At 36.3% G+C, this 24,021-nt stretch carries 20 protein-coding genes and 2 other annotated features; of the genes, 19 read left to right on the top strand and 1 reads right to left on the bottom strand.

Annotated elements, in window-relative coordinates; all coding sequences use genetic code 11:
• Positions 1–307: 307 nt before the first annotated feature.
• Positions 308–1,426 (bottom strand): sporulation integral membrane protein YtvI, encoded by a 1,119-nt coding sequence (gene ytvI / locus ABH955_RS23125; protein ID WP_002129361.1) that lies wholly within the window; start codon positions 1,424–1,426, stop codon positions 308–310.
• 420 nt (positions 1,427–1,846) lie between these two features.
• Here ytvI and ABH955_RS23120 point away from each other — a divergent pair, with 420 nt between their 5' ends.
• From ABH955_RS23120 to thrS, 19 genes are all read left to right on the top strand, one after another.
• A complete protein-coding gene (locus ABH955_RS23120; protein WP_000625507.1) occupies positions 1,847–2,308 on the top strand; it encodes a DUF441 domain-containing protein in 462 nt (153 codons plus the stop codon).
• 386 nt (positions 2,309–2,694) lie between these two features.
• A complete protein-coding gene (gene citZ / locus ABH955_RS23115; protein ID WP_404491717.1) occupies positions 2,695–3,843 on the top strand; it encodes a citrate synthase in 1,149 nt (382 codons plus the stop codon).
• Positions 3,844–4,003: 160 nt separating this feature from the next.
• Complete coding sequence (icd, locus tag ABH955_RS23110) at positions 4,004–5,296, top strand: NADP-dependent isocitrate dehydrogenase (RefSeq protein WP_002088934.1); 1,293 nt, start codon at positions 4,004–4,006, stop codon at positions 5,294–5,296.
• A gap of 19 nt (positions 5,297–5,315) precedes the next feature.
• Complete coding sequence (mdh, locus tag ABH955_RS23105; RefSeq protein ID WP_002131240.1) at positions 5,316–6,254, top strand: malate dehydrogenase; 939 nt, start codon at positions 5,316–5,318, stop codon at positions 6,252–6,254.
• Positions 6,255–6,470: 216 nt separating this feature from the next.
• A complete protein-coding gene (locus tag ABH955_RS23100) occupies positions 6,471–6,944 on the top strand; it encodes a MaoC/PaaZ C-terminal domain-containing protein (protein ID WP_002015489.1) in 474 nt (157 codons plus the stop codon).
• 95 nt (positions 6,945–7,039) lie between these two features.
• On the top strand, positions 7,040–7,276 hold the full coding sequence (locus tag ABH955_RS23095; protein WP_404454246.1) for a hypothetical protein: 237 nt from the start codon (positions 7,040–7,042) through the stop codon (positions 7,274–7,276).
• A 164-nt stretch (positions 7,277–7,440) separates the two neighbouring features.
• A complete protein-coding gene (gene phoP, locus ABH955_RS23090; RefSeq protein WP_002129355.1) occupies positions 7,441–8,160 on the top strand; it encodes a two-component system response regulator PhoP in 720 nt (239 codons plus the stop codon).
• On the top strand, positions 8,153–9,916 hold the full coding sequence (phoR, locus tag ABH955_RS23085) for a sensory box histidine kinase PhoR (protein ID WP_002167588.1): 1,764 nt from the start codon (positions 8,153–8,155) through the stop codon (positions 9,914–9,916). Before phoP ends, phoR begins: the two co-directional genes overlap by 8 nt.
• 284 nt (positions 9,917–10,200) lie before the next feature.
• Complete coding sequence (polA, locus tag ABH955_RS23080) at positions 10,201–12,834, top strand: DNA polymerase I (RefSeq protein WP_002138586.1); 2,634 nt, start codon at positions 10,201–10,203, stop codon at positions 12,832–12,834.
• Between the two features lie 12 nt (positions 12,835–12,846).
• Positions 12,847–13,677: a DNA-formamidopyrimidine glycosylase gene (gene mutM / locus ABH955_RS23075; RefSeq protein ID WP_002015480.1), complete on the top strand. Its 831-nt coding sequence runs from the start codon at positions 12,847–12,849 to the stop codon at positions 13,675–13,677.
• A 72-nt stretch (positions 13,678–13,749) separates the two neighbouring features.
• Positions 13,750–14,382, top strand: coding sequence for a sporulation membrane protein YtaF (gene ytaF, locus ABH955_RS23070; RefSeq protein ID WP_002190849.1), 633 nt, complete (start codon positions 13,750–13,752; stop codon positions 14,380–14,382).
• 53 nt (positions 14,383–14,435) lie between these two features.
• The gene (gene coaE / locus ABH955_RS23065; protein ID WP_002088924.1) at positions 14,436–15,038 is read left to right on the top strand and encodes a dephospho-CoA kinase; all 603 of its coding nucleotides are present in this window, start codon (positions 14,436–14,438) and stop codon (positions 15,036–15,038) included.
• A 109-nt stretch (positions 15,039–15,147) separates the two neighbouring features.
• Positions 15,148–16,176, top strand: a complete 1,029-nt coding sequence (locus ABH955_RS23060; protein WP_002088923.1) for a glyceraldehyde-3-phosphate dehydrogenase — start codon at positions 15,148–15,150, stop codon at positions 16,174–16,176.
• 388 nt (positions 16,177–16,564) lie between these two features.
• Positions 16,565–16,948: an adenosylmethionine decarboxylase gene (speD, locus tag ABH955_RS23055; protein ID WP_002003660.1), complete on the top strand. Its 384-nt coding sequence runs from the start codon at positions 16,565–16,567 to the stop codon at positions 16,946–16,948.
• 196 nt (positions 16,949–17,144) lie between these two features.
• A complete protein-coding gene (gene nrdR, locus ABH955_RS23050; protein WP_001203686.1) occupies positions 17,145–17,606 on the top strand; it encodes a transcriptional regulator NrdR in 462 nt (153 codons plus the stop codon).
• 145 nt (positions 17,607–17,751) lie between these two features.
• Positions 17,752–19,158, top strand: a complete 1,407-nt coding sequence (locus ABH955_RS23045; RefSeq protein WP_113935711.1) for a replication initiation and membrane attachment family protein — start codon at positions 17,752–17,754, stop codon at positions 19,156–19,158.
• A 33-nt stretch (positions 19,159–19,191) separates the two neighbouring features.
• Positions 19,192–20,130, top strand: a complete 939-nt coding sequence (gene dnaI, locus ABH955_RS23040) for a primosomal protein DnaI (RefSeq protein ID WP_002015473.1) — start codon at positions 19,192–19,194, stop codon at positions 20,128–20,130.
• 389 nt (positions 20,131–20,519) lie between these two features.
• Positions 20,520–21,401, top strand: a complete 882-nt coding sequence (ytxC, locus tag ABH955_RS23035) for a putative sporulation protein YtxC (RefSeq protein ID WP_404443557.1) — start codon at positions 20,520–20,522, stop codon at positions 21,399–21,401.
• Positions 21,402–21,432: 31 nt separating this feature from the next.
• Positions 21,433–21,660: a binding site (T-box leader), on the top strand.
• 47 nt (positions 21,661–21,707) lie between these two features.
• Positions 21,708–23,645: a threonine--tRNA ligase gene (thrS, locus tag ABH955_RS23030; protein ID WP_002034275.1), complete on the top strand. Its 1,938-nt coding sequence runs from the start codon at positions 21,708–21,710 to the stop codon at positions 23,643–23,645.
• Between the two features lie 206 nt (positions 23,646–23,851).
• Positions 23,852–23,972, top strand: a sequence feature (ribosomal protein L20 leader region).
• The last annotated feature ends 49 nt before the right edge of the window (positions 23,973–24,021 follow it).

Genomic DNA, 24,021 nt, shown 5'->3' with positions numbered 1-24,021 from the left:
ATTCGACTAGTGAGCAGAAGTTAGACAGGAGAAGAAAAATTACTGATTAAAGGGTTCATCTGCCTCGTTTTGTATATTTATTCGTTTACATAAAAAGTAATAAATGTAAGTAATAATTATAAAATATATAGAATAAAAATGTATTTTCGTCCTAAAATATGCGTTTTTATGCAAAAAAATAAGAGGATTATCCTTTTTTAGGAAATTCTCTTATAGATGTAGGTAGTACAAAAAAGTACAGTGAGTAATCAGTGGGAATTTCCCACTGATTACAGTTGATTTTTTATTGTGTATGAATTAGGAAATATTATTTTGATGGTGAACCCTTAATGAATTTCCATAAGTCGTGGAATACATGAGCTTTGTGTAATGTATTAAGTAGTACTAATATGACTGGACCGATGATTAATCCTAAAAAACCAAAGAGCTTAAAGCCGACAAATAGAGCGATGAGTGTCGCTAATGGATCTAGTCCAATATTAGATGAAAGTACTTTTGGCTCCATGATTTGTCTTTGGACAATCACGACGATGTATAGGATGAGAAGACCGATGGCGAATGCAGTATCGCCTGTGAAAAATACGTATATAACCCAAGGAACGAATACGGCTCCAGTTCCTAAATACGGGAGTAAATCTACAACCCCTGTAATAATCGCGATAGTAATTGCGTATGGCACGCGTAATATTAAAAGGCCGATTAGTACAATGATAGTTGTCATAGATACGAGTGTAAGTTGCGCTTTAACAAAACCAAACAAAGCTTTTCTTAAATCGACAAAAATAGTTTTTCCGTATCCATGCAAACGATTAGGTAGAAGTTTTCTTACTTTATGAGCAAGACGGTGCCAATCGTAACTAATGAAGAAGGTGGCTAATAAGACGAAGACAAGGACAGTTAAAGTTGTTGGTAATGCACTAATGAAATTTGTTAACCCACTTATAATGGCGGTTAAAAGTTCTTTCATTTGTGTCGTTGCTTCGGTGCCTAAGTTTTGAATGTTTTGTGTAATAGTGTATCGCTGTGGTTCTCCGAGATGATTAAATTTAGAGATTAAATCATCATAGAGAGGCATAATATGATTAAGTGCAAATTGTTGGGCGAATGCAACGATATCTGGAAACTTAACTGTAACAATTTGTAGTAAGTACGTTGTGGCAGATATTGCTTCAGTTACAAGGTATGTAACAAGTCCAACGATAGCTCCGAATACGAGAATTAAGCTAACGAGTACCGCTAATGCGCGAGGGAATTGTAGTTTTTGATTAAGGAAATTGACGACAGGATTAATCAAATAAGCGAATGCAAAAGCGATAATAAAAGGGTAGATAAGACCTGACATGTACAGCAATGCATAGAACCCAACTACCGTTGCTACAATGACAAATATGAGTCGTAATATCATATATAGTAAGTTTCGGTTCAAAGATGTATACCTCCCATTCCAATTTGGATTATCCTAATTCGTTCAACTTATAACTAGTGAGATTCACTGATCAAAGTTTCACTTTATGTTATAGTGGAATGATGGATTTTTCCTGCTTTTTCAATATATGAGTGACCGGAAAAGCTTGGTGTTGATGCTTCTACTATATGGTAAAAACTTCATTTTCTCTTCTTTTTATTTTACCTGTTTCTTAATAGAAAAGAAAGGAGAGACGGCCGTTTCTAAAAATGTATACATGCTTAAATTTTTGATGGTTAGAGTTTCAGTTTGTCATTTTAAAATATGAAAAAAATGAAGTGGTTATTGTTGCATATACATCGATATAGCATGTATAACGATAAGTTTAAAGGTATTTTTGTTTGGAAGCGAGTTCATTATTTTCAGAAAGGAAGTGAAAACATGATTAGTCAGTCAACGTTATTTTTATTCATACTACTTATTATAGGACTTATTGCTAAAAACCAATCGCTTACTGTAGCTATTGGAGTGTTATTCTTATTGAAATTTACGTTTTTAGGAGATAAAGTCTTTCCTTATCTACAAACGAAAGGGATTAACCTTGGTGTAACAGTCATTACAATAGCAGTGCTCGTACCAATTGCGACAGGAGAAATAGGCTTTAAACAACTCGGAGAAGCAGCGAAATCGTATTATGCATGGATTGCTTTAGCCTCAGGTGTGGCGGTCGCTTTGTTAGCGAAAGGCGGCGTACAATTATTGACGACGGACCCACATATTACAACCGCACTTGTTTTTGGGACAATTATAGCTGTAGCTTTATTTAATGGAGTCGCTGTAGGTCCATTAATTGGGGCTGGAATTGCCTATGCAGTTATGAGTATTATACAGATGTTTAAATAAGGAATTTTATAGTAATATAAAATTTTTGAATTCTTTCTGTTCACAAAAGTCAGATAATTGTTTATAATAGGATTAGAAACTTTGAAAAGTTACATAACAGCAGAGACTTTACACCAGATAAAATAAAAACAACATAAAACAATTTTATAATGATATTGTTTTATGTTGTTTTTATCATAAACTCTTCGGAATTCATTTTCCTCACTAACTTGTTGTTCTGAGCGTGAGGATTCGGGGAGACATTCACGCTCATGCTTTCCATTTAAGCAATGGACAATAAGAGGGGAACATCGCAATAAATTTGCATGAACGTGCATTTTGCTTGCCTAAAGAGTGAACGAGCGTTCATAATTTATAAGGGGAGCAAATAGATATAAGGAGCAAGGTTGGGAGAATTTTCAGGAAAAGGAGAGAATGTCATGACTGTTATTCGAGGTTTAGAAGGGGTAGTAGCAACAACATCATCTGTGAGCTCTATTATTGATGATACATTAACTTATGTTGGGTATAATATTGATGATTTAGCTGAGAATGCTACGTTCGAAGAAGTAGTGTACTTATTATGGCACCGCAAGCTTCCTAACGAAAAAGAACTAGCGGAATTTAGTGGAACAGTATCTGAATACTATAAAGTACCAGGTGAGATTTTAACATATTTGAAACAAGTAGATTTAAAAATCGCGCACCCGATGTCGGTTTTACGAACTGCGATTTCCATGCTATCATTATATGATGATAGCGCTGAAATAATGGATGGAAAGTCTAATTATTTGAAAGCGGTTAAATTACAGGCTCAAGTCGGAACTTTAATTGCGGCTTATGCAAGAATTCGCAAAGGTTTAGATGTTGTTGAGCCAAGAAAAGATCTATCATTAGCTGCAAACTTCTTGTACATGTTAAATGATCGTGAGCCAAATGAAGTTGAAATTGAGGCTTTTGATAAGGCACTTGTACTTCATGCCGATCATGAGTTAAACGCTTCTACATTTACTGCACGTGTTTGCGTAGCTACACTTTCAGATGTGTATTCTGGTATTACAGCAGCAATCGGTGCATTAAAAGGTCCTCTTCACGGTGGGGCAAATGAAAATGTAATGAAGATGTTAACTGAAATTGGCGAAGAAGAAAATGTAGAATCATATATTCATAATGCTCTTCAAAATAAAGTGAAAATTATGGGATTTGGTCATCGCGTATATGAGCATGGTGATCCACGCGCGAAACACTTACGCGAAATGTCTAAGAGATTATGCGTGCTTTTAGGAGAAGACAAATGGTATAATATGTCTATCAAAATTGAAGACATTGTAACAAAAGAAAAAGGTCTTCCACCAAATGTTGATTTCTATTCAGCTTCTGTATACCATTGTTTAGGAATTGACCATGACTTATTTACACCTATCTTTGCAATTAGCCGTATGTCAGGCTGGTTAGCTCATATTCTAGAACAATATGAAAACAACCGTTTAATCCGTCCGCGTGCTGATTATGATGGACCGACACATCAAGTGTACGTTCCGCTAGCGCAACGATAAGCGAAAAACACTATTTTGATAGTGAAAATACGCTTTCAAAAGTCTGATTTTTTTGGGAAGATGTAATGATTAGAATATTTAAATTTGAATAACGGTTTGAACTGAGGGGTTATTCCCTCAGTTTCATACATATGAAATTTCAAACATGGGGGTTATCACATTGACGACAGGTGAAAAAATTACTGTAACTAATGGTGTTATGAATGTACCAAACAATCCGATTATTCCATTTATCGAAGGAGATGGAATTGGTCCTGATATTTGGGCTGCAGCATCTCGCGTAATAGAAGCAGCAGTTGAAAAAGCTTATGATGGTGAGAAGAAAATCGTTTGGAAAGAAGTGCTTGCAGGGGAAAAAGCATTCAACCAAACAGGCGAGTGGTTACCAGAAGAGACTTTAAATTTAATTCGTGAATATTTAATCGCAATTAAAGGTCCACTTACAACTCCAGTTGGTGGTGGTATTCGTTCTCTAAACGTTGCGCTTCGTCAAGAATTAGATTTATATGTATGTCTACGTCCAGTTCGCTATTTTGAAGGTGTTCCTTCACCTGTAAAACGTCCGGAAGATACTGATATGGTTATTTTCCGTGAAAATACAGAAGACATTTACGCTGGAATTGAATATGCACAAGGTTCTCCAGAAGCAGAAAAAGTTCTTGCTTTCTTAAAAGAAGCAATGGGTGTTAATAAAATCCGCTTCCCAGAAACATCAGGGATTGGTATTAAACCAATTTCAGAGGAAGGGACAAAGCGTCTTGTTCGCGCTGCAATTCAATATGCAATTAACGAAAAACGCTCTTCTGTTACATTAGTTCATAAAGGAAACATTATGAAATTTACAGAAGGTGCTTTCAAAAACTGGGGTTACGAAGTAGCGGAACAAGAATTCGGCGACAAAGTATTTACTTGGGCTGAATATGATCGCATTGTTGAAAAAGATGGAAAAGATGCAGCGAATAAAGCGATGGCAGACGCAGAAGTGGCTGGGAAAATCATCGTAAAAGATTCTATTGCAGATATCTTCTTACAACAAATTTTAACTCGTCCACGTGAGTTTGATGTTGTTGCAACAATGAACTTAAACGGAGACTACATCTCTGATGCACTTGCTGCACAAGTAGGTGGAATTGGTATTGCACCTGGTGCAAACATTAACTATGTGACTGGACATGCTATCTTTGAAGCTACACATGGTACAGCTCCAAAATATGCAGGTTTAGATAAAGTAAACCCATCTTCAGTTCTTCTTTCTGGTGTATTATTATTAGAGCACTTAGGATGGAACGAAGCTGCGAATTTAGTAACTGATTCAGTTGAGAAAACAATTGAATCAAAAGTAGTAACTTATGATTTCGCACGCTTAATGGAAGGTGCAACAGAAGTGAAATGTTCTGAGTTCGCTAATGAACTTATTAAAAACATGGATGTAGCGATAATCAAAAACGCATAATTAAAGCGGGGGGTAAATTATGACAATCAAACGCAAGAAAGTTTCAGTCATCGGTGCAGGATTTACAGGAGCAACAACAGCATTCTTATTAGGACAAAAAGAACTTGCAGATGTTGTATTAGTGGACATTCCACAGCTGGAAAATCCAACAAAAGGGAAAGCGTTAGATATGTTAGAAGCGAGCCCAGTACAAGGTTTTGATGCTAACATTATTGGTACATCTGATTACGCAGATACTGCTGATTCTGACGTTGTCGTTATTACAGCAGGTATTGCGCGTAAGCCTGGTATGAGCCGTGATGACTTAGTAGCAACAAACTCTAAAATTATGAAAAGTATTACGCGCGACATTGCAAAACATTCACCAAATGCGATTATTCTTGTATTAACAAATCCAGTTGATGCAATGACATATTCTGTATTTAAAGAAGCAGGATTCCCGAAAGAGCGTGTTATCGGTCAATCGGGTGTATTAGATACAGCTCGTTTCCGTACATTTATTTCACAAGAGTTAAACCTTTCTGTGAAAGACATTACAGGATTTGTTCTTGGTGGACATGGTGACGATATGGTACCTCTTGTACGCTATTCCTATGCAGGTGGCATTCCGTTAGAAACATTAATTCCAAAAGAGCGTTTAGAAGCAATCGTAGAACGTACACGTAAAGGTGGCGGTGAGATTGTAGGCTTATTAGGAAACGGTAGTGCATATTACGCACCAGCAGCTTCTTTAGTTGAAATGACAGAAGCGATCTTGAAAGATCAACGCCGTGTATTACCAGCTATTGCGTACCTTGAAGGTGAATATGGTTATAGTGACCTTTACTTAGGGGTACCAGTAATTCTAGGTGGTAACGGAATTGAAAAAATTATTGAATTAGAACTTCTTGCAGATGAGAAAGAAGCGTTAGATCGCTCTGTAGAATCTGTACGTAACGTTATGAAAGTTCTTGTTTAATAATTAAATATAAGTGGAAAAAGATTCGGGGCCCCGAATCTTTTTCTACTATATATTGAAATGTTTTTTTGAAATAATATGAAAACGCTATCATTTGGTGTATCCTATAATGAAACTATAGACTTATACTATACATTGCCCTCATCACAGTAAATTTCGGATAAGGTATCGCTTTTAGTAGGATAATAAGGTGAAAAAATCGGAGGGGGTTGTAACATGTTAAAGAAAAAAGTTCAAATTGGTCGTAGAATGGATGAAATTACAGTAGGAGAGAAATTATCTATCACTGAAAAAATTGAGGATAAAGATTTGTTATTGTACTTAGGGTTAACGAATGATGCCAATCCATTATATATTCAGCATGATTACGCATCCCAAACTCCGTATGAAAAGCCGATTGTCCCAAGCATTATGCTAACGGGACTGATTACAACGGCGGTTACGAAATATTTACCAGGTCCAGGCAGTCATATTACTAGGAAGGACCTTACGTTCGTGAAACATGTTCACCATTATGAAACGTTACAAATCCACTTTGAAGTTGTGGCTGTTTCAGAGGAGGAACATACAATTGATATGCTTGTATTTGCTCATGATGAAAAAGGAGAAACTGTTGTAAAAGGTTCATTAACAGTAACACCACCTTTTAAATCTGTTTCCATTATGGAAAAAGCATTAGATAATTTTTAAAAAATGAAAGTTAGAATGATATAAAAGTAGCGTTAGTCATATTCTTATTAAGGGTATGCTAGCGCTACTTTTTGTTTGGAAAGGGTGATATAACTGTGAAATGGGAGAGGGAAGACATTGTTTTTGAAACGATAAGAGAAGCTGAAGTATGGGCCGATTCAATCGCGAATGAAATGTACGGGAAAGTATTTGATGGATATGAAACACCAGATTATAAAATAGCGTATGCTCTTTCGTTTTTCCTAGCGCAAAATCGAGAGTTTATAGTTCATACGGAAAAAGAGTTTAAAAAAGATAGATGCATCTATAAAGTTTGGATAGCGACCGGATAGAGGGAATGAAGTTACGATTGCTTTTATTTTCCGAAACTCTAGTACAAACGAGCTCCATAAATAGACAATTATATTGAGGGAGACCTTGTTTTCTAGTATGATGAGAATAACGGGGAAAATACTAGGATGAAGAAGGTTTCAAGTCTATAACTTGGAGGAAAAGAATGAACAATCGTATTTTAGTAGTTGATGATGAGGAATTTATCTTAACTTTAATTGAATTTAATTTACAACAAGCTGGGTTTGAAGTTATTACAGCAATGGATGGAGAAATGGCGCTTCAAAAAGCGACTACAGAACGCCCAGATTTAATTATATTAGATTTAATGCTTCCAAAAATGGATGGTATGGAAGTTTGTAAAGAATTACGATTGCAGCGTATTATGACGCCGATTTTAATGTTAACAGCAAAAGATGATGAATTTGATAAGGTGCTAGGTCTTGAGCTTGGGGCTGATGATTATATGACGAAGCCATTTAGTCCAAGGGAAGTTGTTGCTCGTGTGAAGGCGATTTTGCGCCGTACGAAATTACAGCAGGAAGAACAAGTTTCAGAATCGCCAGATGAAGAGAGCATCAAAATTGGAGAGCTTAAAATTTTACCGGAGTTTTATGAAGCGTACTTCCAAGGAAGGAAACTGGAATTAACACCGAAAGAATTTGAGTTACTTGTTTATCTTGCGAAAAATAAAAGTCGTGTATTAACTCGTGACCAATTATTAAGTGCTGTATGGAATTATGATTTTGCCGGTGATACAAGAATTGTTGATGTCCATATTAGCCATTTGCGCGATAAAATTGAACAAAATACGAAAAAACCGACGTACATTAAAACGATACGTGGTTTAGGTTATAAATTAGAGGAGCCAAAAGTGGATGAATAAGTTTCGTTCCAGGCTTCTTTTTACATTTGTTTCTCTTATCGTTTTTATTTTAGTTGGACTAGGTGTATTATTAGAAACTGTATTTGAAAACTACTATATAGATCATGCTAAAGAGAGAATGATAAAAGAGACACAGTATGTTGCGGTATTAGCAGAAGAGCAAGGGTTTGATGCTGTTTTAAAAAAGCCTTATGTATTTGAAAAGTTAGAAGAAAAAATACCAGCTTCTATTATATTTGTTGATGAAAAAAAGAAAGTTCAATATAGCGGAGGGCAACCATCTGCATTTAATCAAGAGATGATTAAAGAACTTTCTTCTGAAGCAGCAAAACAACGAAGTAAAGTGATTACGCAAGAAACAGATCAAAAGAATGAATTTTATCATGCGGTGTTCGTTCAAGATCTAGCAGGAAAACAAGGATATATTTTGGTGAAAAGTACAATTGAGCCATTGAAAGACGTACATCAAAAAACGTGGGGATTATTAATTATAGGATTTGTTATCGCTTGTCTCGTAGTCGTATTTTTAGGTATGAAAATTACGGGGCAATATATTAGGCCGATTGAATCGGTTACGAAAGTTGCCATTGAATTAGCGAAGGGAAATTATAAAGCACGCGCTTATGAAAGTCATTCGGATGAAACAGGGATGCTGAGTAAAGCGATTAATATTTTAGCTCGTAATTTACAAGAGATGACTCTTGAGCAGGAAATGCAACAGGATCGTCTGCATACGTTAATTGAAAATATGGGAAGTGGAATGATTTTAATTGATAGCCGCGGTTATATAAACCTTGTAAACCGTTCTTATAAGGAAACTTTCCACGTAACAGATGAAGAATATTTAGATCGCTTATATTATGAATCATTTCACCATACAGAAATTATTGAGCTTGTGGAAGAAATCTTTATGACAGAAGTGAAAGTGCGTAAACAAATGTTATTGCCGCTTGGAATTGAGCGAAAGCATTTTGAAGTATATGGAGCGCCGATTATCGGGACGAACCATGAATGGAAAGGTATTGTTCTTGTGTTCCATGACATAACAGAGTTAAAGAAATTAGAACAAATGAGAAAAGACTTTTTAGCGAATGTTTCTCATGAACTAAAGACGCCAATTACTTCTATTAAAGGTTTTTCAGAAACGCTCTTGGATGGGGCTATGGATAATAAAAAATTCTGCGAACATTTCTTACATATTATTTTAAAAGAAAGTGAACGCATGCAAGGATTAATTGAAGATTTATTAGACTTGTCAAAGATCGAGCAACAAGGGTTTAAACTAAATATGGGGACCGTTGATATGAAGGAACTTCTTGAAGATATTCATATGGTGCTTGATAATAAAGCGGGAGAAAAAGAAATCTCTTTACAAGTGAATGCATTGAAACGAGTTTCCGTTATTGGAGATCCAGGCCGCTTGAAACAAATCTTTATTAATTTAATTAATAACGCGATTGTATACACACCGGCTGGAGGCGTTGTTTCTGTTGAATTGGCAGAAGATAAATATAATGCTTATATAAAAGTATCTGATACTGGAATTGGTATTAGTAAAGAGGAAATTCCGCGTATTTTTGAACGCTTTTACCGAGTGGATAAAGCAAGAAGTAGAAATACGGGTGGAACGGGTCTTGGTTTATCAATTGTAAAACATTTAGTTGAAGCGCATCAAGGTACGATTACGGTGGATAGTGAGGTTGGGGAAGGAACAACATTTACAGTTGTTTTACCAAAATCAGCTACTGAAAAATAGGATGAAGGATATTTACAATATATTAACAATGGCTTAATTAAATATTAATAAAGCTCTGTTAATATAATATATGAAAACCCCTTCATCCAAGGAGTAATTTTGGACGAGAGTAGTTATGCTATTCTCGTCACTTCCCTTTATGCCAATGTAAGTCTGTTTATATATGATAGAAAAAAACCGTTATTTTTCTTCTCTCTATTAGTCATGTTAATATAGAGAGAGGACAGGAACGGTTTTTTTCTGTGGGAAAAATCGTTTCAAATATGTATGGGGAGGTTTGTAGTTTGGAAAAAAAAGTCGTATTAGTAGATGGTAATAATATCGCGTATCGTGCTTTCTTTGCACTACCGCTTTTAAATAACGACAAAGGTATACATACGAACGCAATTTATGGTTTTACAATGATGTTAATGAGGATACTAGAGGAAGAAAAACCGACGCATATGCTTGTGGCATTTGATGCGGGGAAAACAACATTCCGTCATAAAACGTATAGTGATTACAAGGGAGGGCGTCAAAAGACTCCACCTGAGTTATCAGAGCAATTCCCGTTTATTCGTGAGGTGCTTGATGCATTCAATGTACCGCGTTATGAGCTGGAAAATTATGAAGCGGATGACATTATGGGAACGTTAGCGAAAGAAGCGAGTGAGCAAGGGTTTCATGTTAAAGTTATTTCAGGAGATAAAGATTTACTGCAACTTGTTTCAGATAATACACTCGTATGTATTCCTCGCAAAGGGATTACGGAAGTAGATGAATATACGAAAGAAGCTTTATTTGAGAAATATAGCTTATCACCAAAGCAAATTATCGATATGAAAGGTTTAATGGGAGACCAATCGGATAACATTCCAGGTGTACCAGGTGTTGGTGAGAAGACCGCCATTAAATTATTAACGCAATTTGAAACGGTAGAAGCAGTATATGAAAACTTAGATCAAGTGAGTGGAAAGAAATTAAAAGAAAAGTTAGAAGCGAATAAAGAACAAGCTCTTATGAGTAAAGAACTTGCGACTATTATTACAGACGCACCGATTACTGTGCATGTAGATGATATGGAATATAAAGGGTATGAACCAAGCGATTTGATTCCAATGTTCGAGAATTTAGGATTTACATCCCTTTTAAATAAGTTAGGTGTTACGCCGGAGGAAACGGCTCCAGCTGAATTAGATGATATTACATTTGATATTGTAGAAGAAGTTACAGAAGAAATGCTTCAGCAAGATAGTGCGCTTATTGTTGAAGTGCAAGAAGATAATTATCATAAAGCCGATATTCAAGGTTTTGGTATTCAAAATGAAAATGGTTGTTACTTCATTCCAGCCGATGTTGCTCTTAAATCGGATGCTTTTAAAGAGTGGCTTGCAAATGGAGAAATGAGAAAACATACATTTGATGCGAAGCGTGCTATCGTTGCCCTCAAGTGGAAAGGTGTAGATATTCAAGGAATTGACTTTGATTTATTAATCGCTGCTTATTTACTTGATCCAGCTGATACGGATAAAGATTTCCGTACTGTAGCGAAAATGAAAGAAACGCATGCCGTAAAATCAGATGAAGAAGTTTACGGAAAAGGTGCGAAGCGTGCTGTTCCGGAGCTAGAGGTAGTAGCGGAGCATATAGCTCGTAAAGTGCATGTATTATATGATGTAAAGCAAACGTTCTTAGAAGAATTAAAAAAGAACGAGCAATATGAATTATTTACGGAATTAGAATTACCACTTGCACGTGTATTAGCTGATATGGAAGTGAAAGGTGTAAAAGTTGATACGGAGCGTCTTCGTAATATGGGAGAAGAACTTGCAGGTAGATTAAAGGAAATGGAACAGGAAATTTATAAGCTTGCGGGAACAGAATTTAATATTAATTCACCGAAGCAACTTGGGGTTATTCTGTTTGAGAATTTAAATTTACCAGTTATTAAAAAGACGAAAACAGGTTATTCTACGTCGGCGGATGTATTAGATAAACTTATGGATCGTCATGAAATTATTCCAAATATTTTACATTACCGTCAATTAGGAAAGCTAAATTCAACGTACATTGAAGGTTTATTGAAAGTTGTACATGAAGATTCATCTAAAATCCATACTCGTTTTAATCAAGTGTTAACGCAAACAGGTCGATTAAGTTCAACAGATCCGAACTTACAAAATATCCCGATTCGATTAGAAGAAGGAAGAAAGATTCGTCAGGCATTCGTTCCATCAGAAGAAGGATGGATCATGTACGCGGCTGATTATTCACAAATCGAACTTCGTGTGCTTGCTCATATTGCAAATGATCCAGGGTTAGTTGAAGCGTTCCAACATGACATGGATATTCATACGAAAACAGCTATGGATGTATTTGGTGTTGGGAAAGATGAAGTAACATCTAACATGAGACGACAAGCAAAAGCTGTTAACTTCGGAATTGTGTATGGTATTAGTGATTATGGTCTTTCGCAAAACTTAGGAATTACAAGAAAAGCAGCAGCGGAATTTATTGAAAAGTATTTAGAAAGTTTCCCTGGTGTACAAGAATACATGGATGAAATCGTAAAAGATGCGAAACAAAAAGGATATGTGGTTACATTATTAAATCGTCGCCGTTACATTCCGGAAATTACGAGTCGTAATTTCAATTTACGTAGCTTTGCTGAGCGTACAGCTATGAATACACCAATTCAAGGTAGTGCGGCTGATATTATTAAAAAAGCGATGATTATTATGGCAGATCGTCTAGAAGAAGAAGGATTACAAGCACGTCTTCTTCTGCAAGTACACGATGAATTGATATTTGAAGCACCAAAAGAAGAAATTGAAAAATTAGAGAAGCTTGTACCTGAAGTAATGGAGCATGCAATTGAACTAGCCGTTCCATTGAAAGTTGATTATTCTTACGGTCCAACTTGGTACGATGCGAAATAAGGACGTGATGAAATGCCGGAATTACCAGAGGTTGAAAACGTTAGACGGACGCTTGAAAATCTTGTAACAGGAAAAACGATTGAAGATGTCGTTATTACTTATCCCAAAATAGTAAAACGACCGGATGATGCAGAAATTTTTAAAGAAATGCTAAGAGGCGAGACAATTGAAAATATAAAGCGAAGAGGAAAGTTTTTGCTTTTATATGTAACGAATTATGTCATTGTTTCACATTTGCGCATGGAAGGTAAGTTTTTACTTCATCAAGAGGATGAGCCGATTGATAAACATACGCACGTCCGTTTCTTATTTACAGATGGAACTGAATTACATTATAAAGATGTGAGGAAGTTTGGTACGATGCATCTCTTTAAGAAAGGTGAAGAGTTGAATCAAATGCCTCTTGCTGACTTAGGCCCGGAGCCATTTGATGCTGAATTAACACCGCAGTATTTACAAGAAAGATTGCAAAAAACAAATCGAAAAATAAAAGTCGTATTATTAGATCAGCGTCTTTTAGTAGGGCTTGGAAATATATATGTAGATGAAGTATTATTCCGTTCTCAAATTCACCCAGAACGAGAAGCTGCATCTTTAACAGAAGAAGAAATAGAAAGAATTTACGAGGCGATTGTTACAACGCTGGGCGAAGCTGTTAAGCGAGGCGGAAGTACAATTAGAACGTATATTAATTCACAAGGACAAATTGGTTCGTTCCAGGAACTTCTAAATGTATATGGGAAAAAAGGAGAACCGTGTGTGACTTGCGGTACGCTATTAGAAAAAACAGTTGTTGGCGGAAGGGGAACACATTACTGCCCAATTTGCCAACCTAGAATATAGAAAAGGGATAACATCGGATAGGCATTTGTCATATACATAGAGCAGAGCTATGTATAAGGGAGGAGCTTACCGATGTACCTTTATTTATCTCTTATTTTATTAGCTTTTACATTAAGCTTAGATAGCTGTAGTGTAGGGCTAACATACGGGTTAAGGAGCGTAAGAATTCCACTAAGATCAATTATAATTATCGGGATCTGTTCAGCAGCTGTAATGCTCGTTTCCATGGGAATTGGACATATGATCGCGAAAATATTTTCACCTGTTATCGCAACGCGTATCGGCGGATTTGTTCTTATTGGAATAGGTATTTGGGTATTATATCAATTTTTTCGAAGTGATAAAAAAGAAGAACCGAAGCAAGAGGAGAAGGTTTGGAAACTAGAAATTGCTTCGCTAGGGTTAGTGATTCAAATTTTGCGGAAGCCGACTGTTGCGGATTTTGATAAATCAGGAACTATCTCTGCAGGAGAAGCGCTACTTCTCGGTATCGCTCTTTCTATAGATTCGTTTGGTGCTGGAATTGGTGCATCTTTATTAGGTTATGCACCCGCGATGATGGCGGCATTAGTCGCGGTTATGAGTTCTTTATTTTTATTTATTGGAATGAAGCTAGGTACGATTTTATCAAATATGAAATGGTTACAAAAATTTACATTCCTGCCTGGGGTATTACTCATTATTATTGGAATTTGGAAAATGTAAGTATGGGCGTGGAACATTAGTTTCGCGCCTTTAATATTGTGAGGAGGATTATTATGACAGTAGTAATTGGATTAACAGGAGGCATTGCAAGCGGAAAAAGTACGGTATCAGAAATGTTTCGTGAAATGAGTATACCGGTTATTGATGCAGATATTATTGCGCGAGAAGTTGTAGAACGAGGAAAACCGGCATATAACAAAATTGTAGAGGTGTTCGGAACGGAAGTGTTACAAAAAGATGGAGAGCTTGATCGACCAAAGCTTGGGAGTGTCGTTTTTTATAATGAAGAAAAACGATTGCAGTTAAACGAAATTGTTCATCCTGCAGTGCGTGAAGAAATGAATGCACAAAAGGAGATGTACATAAAAGAAGGTATGCAAGCGGTTGTGTTAGATATCCCTCTTTTGTTTGAAAGTAAATTAACAAATCTCGTTGATCGTGTTTTAGTTGTAGCAGTCACACCGAATACGCAATTGGAACGTTTAATGAAACGAAATAACTTTTCAGAAGAAGAAGCAACGGCTCGTATTCAATCTCAAATGCCATTAGAAGAAAAAGTAAAGAAGGCAGATGAGGTGATTTATAATGATGGCACAATTACTGGAACGAAAACACAATTAGCTTCTATTTTGAAAGAATGGAACATTATTGATTAAAAAATTGTGAAATTAATGAAAATGCTTAGTGACATATCTCCTTTTTGTGTTATACTATTATTGGGATTGGAGATAAATAGTATAACGCATTCAAGGGGGATAACATATTATGACTCGTGTGGCAATTAATGGATTTGGACGTATCGGGAGAATGGTATTTCGTCAAGCAATAAAAGAAAGCGCATTCAAAATTGTAGCAATCAATGCAAGCTATCCATCAGAAACGTTAGCGCATTTAATTAAATATGATACAGTTCATGGAAAGTTTGACGGAACAGTGGAAGCATTTGAAGATCACTTACTAGTTGATGGGAAAATGATTCGCCTTTTAAACAACCGCGATCCAAAGGAGTTGCCTTGGAAAGATCTAGGTGTTGAAGTTGTAATTGAAGCAACTGGTAAATTTAACTCGAAAGAAAAAGCAATTCTTCATGTTGAAGCTGGAGCGAAAAAAGTTATTTTAACAGCACCTGGTAAAAATGAAGATGTAACAATCGTAGTTGGTGTGAACGAAGACCAATTAGATATTACAAAACATACTGTTATTTCAAATGCATCTTGTACAACAAACTGTTTAGCGCCTGTTGTAAAGGTGTTAGATGAGCAGTTCGGAATTGAAAACGGTTTAATGACAACTGTTCACGCTTATACAAATGACCAAAAAAATATTGATAACCCACATAAAGATTTAAGAAGAGCGCGTGCTTGCGGACAGTCTATCATTCCAACAACGACGGGTGCTGCAAAAGCGCTAGCAAAAGTTCTTCCACACTTAAACGGAAAACTTCATGGTATGGCACTTCGTGTACCAACACCAAACGTGTCTCTTGTTGATTTAGTAGTAGACGTAAAACGTGATGTAACAGTTGAAGATATTAATGAAGCATTCAAAACTGTTGCAAACGGTGCGTTAAAAGGAATTGTAGAATTCAGCGAAGAGCCTTTAGTGTCTATCGACTTTAATACAAATACACACTCAGCTATTATTGATGGTTTATCTACAATAGTAATGGGTGATCGTAAAGTGAAAGTGCTTGCTTGGTATGATAACGAGTGGGGCTACTCTCGTCGTGTTGTAGATCTTGTAACGTTAGTTGTTGATGAATTAGCAAAACAAGAAAATGTGCAACATATTTAAGTGAAATAGAGAGAGGGCAAGTAAATATTTGCCCTCTTTTTTTATTTTTTTCTGAAAAGGGAAAAAATTATATGAATATATTTTCAAATAGTGGACATACCACGAAACGTTGGGATTACTGTATTCGTGAATCATTAATTTTTTTTAGGGAAAAGTAAAGAGGAAAATATGACAGAAAATCGAAAAAACTGTTGTTGCAAAATGAAAATAAACAAAGTATACTAACACTCGTAAACTTAAGAGCTGAGGTACGTAGTCACTACTTAAAGGGTTAGGACCTCTCTGGACTAACTTTCCCCCGTGGTAGTGGAGCAAGCCAAATTGCAAATTAGTTTTCAATTCGAACAGTTAGAATAAATTTACAAGGGGGAACTGTAGAATGGATACTATGGATACGATGGGTCGTCACGTGATTGCTGAACTTTGGGATTGCGATTTCGACAAGCTTAATGACATGCCGTATATTGAACAATTATTTGTGGATGCAGCACTAAGAGCTGGTGCTGAGGTACGTGAGGTTGCTTTTCATAAATTTGCACCACAAGGTGTAAGTGGAGTAGTAATTATCTCGGAATCACATTTAACAATTCATAGCTTTCCGGAGCACGGTTACGCAAGTATTGATGTTTATACTTGTGGGGATCGTATTGATCCAAATGTTGCTGCAGAATATATTGCAGAAGGTTTAAACGCGAAAACGCGTGAGAGCATCGAGCTTCCTCGAGGCACTGGTAGCTTCGAAATTAAGCAGAGAGAAACAAAAGCTCTTTAAAAAAGAACATAATTGATTTAAAATGTAAAGAGGTGTATAATGCACCTCTTTTTTAGTTTATATAAAATAGGATCATGATATGTAATAACTTAGAGTGGTCATTATAGAAGAATGAGTTATATAATATTGTATATATATTTTCACATGTAGGTGAGTAGCGAAAGAATAAAGATTATAGTGTAAAGGAGTGAATGAATTGCGTTGTCCATCCTGTTTTCATAATGGAACAAGAGTGTTAGATTCGCGTCCGGTAGACGAGGGGCGCTCTATTCGAAGAAGAAGAGAGTGTGAAAGTTGTTTAAGTCGCTTTACGACCTTTGAAAGAGTAGAAGAATCACCTCTTATCGTTGTTAAAAAAGAAGGAACACGAGAAGAGTTTAATAAAGAGAAAATTTTACGCGGTTTAATTAAAGCGTGTGAAAAAAGACCTGTATCTTTAAGGCAGTTAGAGGAAGTAACACAAAGTGTGGAGCGTGAACTTCGTAACTTAGGTATATCAGAAGTGAAAAGTGATATGATTGGTGAAATTGTTATGGAAGAACTTCGTGATATTGATGATGTTGCTTACGTACGTTTTGCTTCTGTGTATCGTCAATTTAAAGATTTAAATGTATTTATTGAAGAATTAAAAGATATACTGCAAAAAGAGAGAGAGTAGAAGGAATCTCTTTATATACTGTAAGTAAACGAGATAAGAGAGCTAGAAGCGGAAGCTAATAGCTCTTTTTCGCTAATAAATTATATAATAAAGATAGAACGAGTGAAATGTAGGTTAGATTGGATGAGAGAAAGGAAAAGCAAGAATGGAAAAACAGTCATGGATGGAGCTATTGCCGATTGATCGTTATAAAGTAAGTGCGAAAGGGTTGTTACATAATTACGACCGGAAAGTATTAACGATGTTGTATCAGCCGTTAATAGGTAGTAGAGCTTTTAGCTTATACATGACACTATGGGGAGAGTTAGAGCAAGATCGTGTGTTTGGAAAAGAGAATACACATCACTCCCTTATGGTGACTATGCAAATGCAACTTCCTGAAATATATGGGGAACGAGTAAAGTTAGAAGCGATTGGTCTTTTAAATGTATATATTAAGAAAGAAAAAGATATTCGAATGTTTATATATGAATTGCAACCACCTTTATCTCCGAAGCAGTTTTTTGATGATATTGTTTTAAGTATCTTTTTATATAATCGCTTGAGTCGGACAAAATACAACCAAGTAAAGCAATATTTCTTAGAAGAAGAATTCGATTTTGGTTCTTATGAAAATGTTACGCGCTCCTTCAACGATATATTTGATTCGTTTAACCCAGGTCAGTTTGAATATGCGCAAGAAGAACTGCGTATCCCGAAAACGACAATTATGCCAAGTAACGAGAATGGGGATGCTCCGAAAGTTTGGAACGACTTCTTTGATTTCTCTTTATTTGTAGACGGACTATCAGCGCTTGTTCCTAAAAAGGCGATTACAGATCAAGTGAGAGAATGTGTTATTACACTCGCTTATGTGTACGGTGTGGATGTGTTATCGATGCAAAATATCGTTCTTGGCGCAGTGACAGAAGTGCAAACAATTGATATCGAAAGGCTTCGGAAGGGAGCACGCGATTGGTATCAATTCGAAAATGGTCAAGCGTTACCTGTATTAAGTGAAAGAGTGCAACCTCATGCTGCTCGTACAATGAAAGAGAAAGAGCCATCTACGCAAGAAGAGATGCTAATGAAGCAGTTAGAGGAAATCTCGCCAAAACAACTATTGAAAGAGATTTCAGGCGGTGCAGAGGCGACGAAAGCGGACTTGCAAATCGTTGAGGATGTAATGATAAATCAAAAATTAACGCCAGGGGTTGTGAATGTACTTATTTATTACGTTATGCTACGCTCAGATATGAAGCTTGCTAAAACGTATGTCGAGAAGATTGCTGGACATTGGGCGCGAAAAAAGGTCGGTACAGTAGGCGAGGCGATGGCGCTAGCAAAAGAAGAGAATCGTCAATATCAAGAGTGGGCTGAGACGAAGAAAAAAGGTCGTACAGCGAAGAAAACAGTGCGAAAAGAAATGGTACCAGATTGGCTTAAGGAAGAGTCGAAAGAAGAAGAGAAAGAACCTGTAAAAAATGACGTAAGTGCGAAAAAAGATGCAAGTACGTTAGAAGATGAACGGAAACGATTAGAAGAAGTATTGAAAAAATATAAGCGTGATTAATAAAAGAAAATGAACGCTCTTTGAGGTGAGAAAATGGAGCATATTCAAAATTCATTTACGAAATTAATGGAAAATAAAAACTTTAAAAATAGATATGAAGTCTTAAAGGCAGAAGTGATGGCGCACCCTCGTGTGAAAGAATTTATAGACGAACATAAAGGTGAAGTAACGACTTCTATGATTGAACGAAGTCTTGTGAAGTTATATGAATATATTGGACAAAGTGTAGGGTGTGCGGATTGTCCAGATTTAGGGTCATGTAAAAATATGCTACAAGGATATGAGCCGAAGCTCGTCATTCAAGGTAAGATGATTGATATTCAATACGATCGTTGTATTAGAAAAGTAGCATATGATGAGAGAAAAAAATATGAAAAACTCGTTCAAAGTGTATATATGCCAGTTGACATTTTGCAGGCAACTATGGAAAATTTAGACCCTTCAGATTTAGATGCACGTATTGATGCAATAGGTGCAACGAATGAATTTTTAAACACATACGAACCAGGTAAAAAAGCACAAGGTTTATATTTGTACGGTAAATTTGGTGTAGGGAAAACGTATCTTTTAGGGGCAATTGCAAATGAGCTTGCGCGAAAGAAAATTAGTTCGATGCTCGTATACTTCCCTGAATTTTTACGTGAAATCAAAAGTTCGATTCAAGATAATTCGATTAGCGGAAAGATTGATGCTGTCAAACGTGTACAAGTATTAATGTTAGATGATATCGGGGCAGAAGCGATGTCAAGTTTTGTACGTGATGATGTACTCGGTGCAATCTTGCAATTCCGTATGTTGGAAAACTTACCGACGTTCTTTACATCTAACTTTGATTTCAAACAGTTGGAACATCATTTAACGTATACACAGCGCGGTGAAGCAGAAGAGATGAAAGCAGCCCGTATTATGGAACGAATTAAATATTTAGCGAAGCCAATCCCAATTGGCGGGAAAAATCGTCGTAATAAGTAAAGAGCGAGCTGAGAAGCTTGCTCTTTTTTATCCCGCTATTGGCGGGCAGTAAGACTCCCACCTCAAAATTCGGCTGTAAAGCAAAGAAGTTAGGTGGGAGCCCTGCTGCCCGTAAAAGCCCGATTGGTGCGGGCTAATAATCAGTGGAGGATGGACAAAACCTCCACTGATTAAAGCTTCACTTTATTTTAATCATTTTTTCAGAGTAGCTTGTATCATTTTTTTCTCCCTCCCTTAATATATATAAAATTAGCAAGCCATATCGAGTGGATGTTCTAACGATGGGAGATAGGTTTCTACTAAGAGTGAACTTCCATAGATCGGACTCTTATAGGATTTGTAACGTATAGATGCAATCCTTTAGAGCGGGGATAAAAGGGGGGACAAAAGTGATTGAAATTTGCTTCGAAGAAAAAAATGATGCTGTGTACGTATACAGACAACTAACGAAAAGAACAGAATCCTTATATAAGGAAACAAGTGTATATTTAAATGAACAAAAGGTTGTTATTCATATACCATTATGTGAATCAAATTATATTGAAAAGATTTTATTGCCAGTATTACTATATTTCATTATGAATGTGAAACAAAATGAATGGATTCATACCATTTTAAAGGAAAAGTTTTTTTATGAAGAACAAGAAGAGTGTCATCAAATATTGCATATGGCACATGAGATTTTAAAGGAAAGAAGAAAAGGAGTAGCTAGTGATTTAACACGTCAAAAATTTGAATCTTATATTGCGTCGTCTTTGAATGAATGGCTTTGTGATCCGCTCTCATTCTCGTTTTCATCATACGTTCGTTTTCGTCTTCGTACATATAGGGAAATGGTAACTAAGCTTGCTGAAGTTGCAATTGATGAGTATAAGATGGAGCAGGAATACCAAATATTCATTGAGACACTTCGCCAACAAGTAAGTAGCCGGAAATCACGTTTGTCCTGTGTACATCTTATTTTTGATGAAAGTTTTATTTTCTATGATGATAAAGGTAGGCGTTTAAAACAGGAGAAATTGGTTCAATATATAGATGAAGAATTATTAAAGAAACAGGATGTATATATCGATACGAAAGTAATTGCACCACTTCTTTCTATTTCGCCGAAAAAGATTTATTTATATACGAAAAAACAAGATCATAACATGATTGTTACTTTGCGAAATGTATTTCAAGAACGGGTCCAATTACATGGTTTGCATGAGTTTGAGCGCAATGTGAAAAATTTAAAAAATAAAGGTAACGCCCTTGATTTTCTAAGTTTTTGAGCATATAATTACCTACATAAATGAAATATATTGAAATGTCATGATGAGGACATGAGTAGTTATCTACGATTTTCAGAGAGGGAAGCCTTAGGGTGCGAGCTTCCTAGTACGGGATTATTACTTACCACCTCTAAACTTTAGCAGTGAACGTTTTTCTAGTAATTGCTAACGGACAACACCGTTATGTTGAACTTGAGCAATTAACAATAAGGTTAATTGGAACAAGGGTGGAACCACGAATTCAACACTCGTCCCTTTTTATGGGATGAGTGTTTTTTATTTTGAAAAAAAGAGGAGTGACCAGTGATGGCAGATGTAGTTAAAATTACTTTCCCTGATGGAGCTGTGAAGGAGTTTCCAAAAGGAGTAACAACTGAAGAAATCGCAGCTTCTATTAGCCCAGGCTTAAAGAAAAAAGCTGTGGCTGGAAAATTAAACGATGAGATGATTGATCTTGTTACACCAATCGAAGAAGATGGTGCAGTTTCTATTATTACATTAGATTCTGAAGATGGCTTATATATTTTACGCCACTCAACAGCTCACCTTTTAGCACAAGCGTTAAAACGTTTATATAAAGATGTTAAGCTTGAGCTTGGCATTGGTCCAGTAATCGAAAATGGCTTCTACTACGATATTGATATGGAAGAAGCAATTACGGTTGAGGACTTCAAGAAAATCGAAAAAGAAATGCAAAAAATCGTGAACGAAAACTTAGAAATCGTTCGTCATGAAGTACCACGTGCAGAAGCACTTCGTCGCTTTGAAGAAATCGGCGATGAGTTAAAATTAGATTTAATTAACGATCTTCCAGAAGATGCAGTTATTTCAATCTATGAGCAAGGCGAATTCTTCGACCTTTGCCGTGGTGTTCACCTTCCATCTACAGGGAAGATTAAAGTGTTTAAATTATTAAGTGTTGCTGGTGCTTACTGGCGCGGCGATAGCAATAATAAAATGTTACAACGTATTTACGGTACTGGATTCGTTAAGAAAGCAGAATTAGATGAGCACTTACGTATGCTTGAAGAAGCGAAAGAGCGCGATCACCGTAAATTAGGTAAAGAGTTAAAACTATTTACTAATAGCCAAAAAGTAGGACAAGGTTTACCACTTTGGTTACCAAAAGGTGCAACAATTCGCCGTATTATCGAGCGTTACATCGTTGATAAAGAAGCAAGCTTAGGCTATGATCACGTATACACTCCAGTATTAGGAAGTAGAGAACTTTATGAAACTTCTGGTCACTGGAACCATTACCGTGATGGCATGTTCCCATCAATGGAAATGGATAATGAAGAGTTAGTTCTTCGTCCAATGAACTGCCCTCACCATATGATGGTTTATAAAAACGATATTCACAGCTACCGTGAATTACCAATCCGTATTGCGGAACTTGGAACAATGCACCGCTATGAAATGTCTGGAGCATTATCTGGATTACAACGTGTACGCGGAATGACTTTAAATGATGCGCACATTTTCGTTCGTCCAGATCAAATTAAAGAAGAATTAAAACGTGTTGTAAACTTAACGTTAGAAGTGTACAAAGATTTCGGTTTAGAAAACTATTCATTCCGTCTATCTTATCGTGACCCAGCAGATACTAAAAAGTATTATGCTGATGATGAGATGTGGGAAAAAGCACAAGGTATGTTAAAAGAAGCTATGGATGAAATGGGTCTTGATTACTATGAAGCTGAAGGTGAAGCGGCATTCTATGGTCCGAAACTTGACGTTCAAGTTCGTACTGCTCTTGGAAAAGACGAAACACTTTCAACTGTACAATTAGACTTCTTACTTCCAGAACGCTTTGAATTAACTTACGTTGGTGAAGACGGTAAACAACATCGTCCAGTTGTAATTCACCGTGGTGTTGTATCAACTATGGAACGTTTCGTAGCCTTCTTAATTGAAGAATACAAAGGCGCATTCCCAACTTGGTTAGCTCCAGTTCAGGCGCAAGTAATTCCAGTTTCTCCGCAAGTACATTTAGACTATGCGAAGAAAGTACAAGATGAATTACGACGTGCTGGTATCCGTGTTGAATTAGACACTCGTGAAGAGAAAATTGGTTACAAAATCCGTGAAGCACAAATGCAAAAGATTCCGTACATGCTTGTAGTAGGTGACAATGAAGTTACTGAAAATGGCGTTAACGTACGTAAATATGGTGAACAAAAATCAGAAACAATCGCATTAGATGCGTTTGTTGACATGATTAAGGTAGAAGGAAAACGATAAGAAAGAGCCGCGGTATACCGCGGCTTTTTTATGTATAATAAAAAAGAAAATCTAGAAAAAATAACCAAACAATACTTATCATAAAAAAGTATTGCAAGTATGCTGGTTGTTTGTTACAATATTTCTTGTTGTTAGTAAAACACATCGCGTCTTCTTGACAGACGTCATGTCCTATGATAAACTCATCAAGGATAATAGAATATGGTTTTGACAAGTAGAAGCACCCGCTTCTCACCTGATGGACGCATTCGCAGTTAGCAGGTAAATGTATTTCTTACTAGAGATATTACAAGTGTGGGTGCCGTGTGCCCGCACTTTTTTTGTTCGGGTTCTACAATTGCAAAACGTATTCTAAGAAAACCTTGGAGGTGGCTTA

This window comes from Bacillus sp. RC240, from assembly GCF_044907945.1.
GTDB classification, from domain to species: Bacteria; Bacillota; Bacilli; order Bacillales; family Bacillaceae_G; genus Bacillus_A; species Bacillus_A mycoides.
Note: the sequence above shows the minus strand (reverse complement) of the source record. Positions and strands in the feature narration are given on the sequence as shown.

Bases quoted from the DNA above. Each gene is read 5' to 3' on its own strand.
- ABH955_RS23045 (WP_113935711.1), top strand. From the start codon at position 17,752: ATGGAAAAACAGTCATGGATGGAGCTATTGCCGATTGATCGTTATAAA.
- phoR (WP_002167588.1), top strand. From the start codon at position 8,153: ATGAATAAGTTTCGTTCCAGGCTTCTTTTTACATTTGTTTCTCTTATC.
- mdh (WP_002131240.1), top strand. From the start codon at position 5,316: ATGACAATCAAACGCAAGAAAGTTTCAGTCATCGGTGCAGGATTTACA.
- coaE (WP_002088924.1), top strand. From the start codon at position 14,436: ATGACAGTAGTAATTGGATTAACAGGAGGCATTGCAAGCGGAAAAAGT.
- ytaF (WP_002190849.1), top strand. From the start codon at position 13,750: ATGTACCTTTATTTATCTCTTATTTTATTAGCTTTTACATTAAGCTTA.
- thrS (WP_002034275.1), top strand. From the start codon at position 21,708: ATGGCAGATGTAGTTAAAATTACTTTCCCTGATGGAGCTGTGAAGGAG.
- ABH955_RS23100 (WP_002015489.1), top strand. From the start codon at position 6,471: ATGTTAAAGAAAAAAGTTCAAATTGGTCGTAGAATGGATGAAATTACA.
- ABH955_RS23120 (WP_000625507.1), top strand. From the start codon at position 1,847: ATGATTAGTCAGTCAACGTTATTTTTATTCATACTACTTATTATAGGA.
- ABH955_RS23060 (WP_002088923.1), top strand. From the start codon at position 15,148: ATGACTCGTGTGGCAATTAATGGATTTGGACGTATCGGGAGAATGGTA.
- mutM (WP_002015480.1), top strand. From the start codon at position 12,847: ATGCCGGAATTACCAGAGGTTGAAAACGTTAGACGGACGCTTGAAAAT.
- speD (WP_002003660.1), top strand. From the start codon at position 16,565: ATGGATACGATGGGTCGTCACGTGATTGCTGAACTTTGGGATTGCGAT.
- dnaI (WP_002015473.1), top strand. From the start codon at position 19,192: ATGGAGCATATTCAAAATTCATTTACGAAATTAATGGAAAATAAAAAC.
- phoP (WP_002129355.1), top strand. From the start codon at position 7,441: ATGAACAATCGTATTTTAGTAGTTGATGATGAGGAATTTATCTTAACT.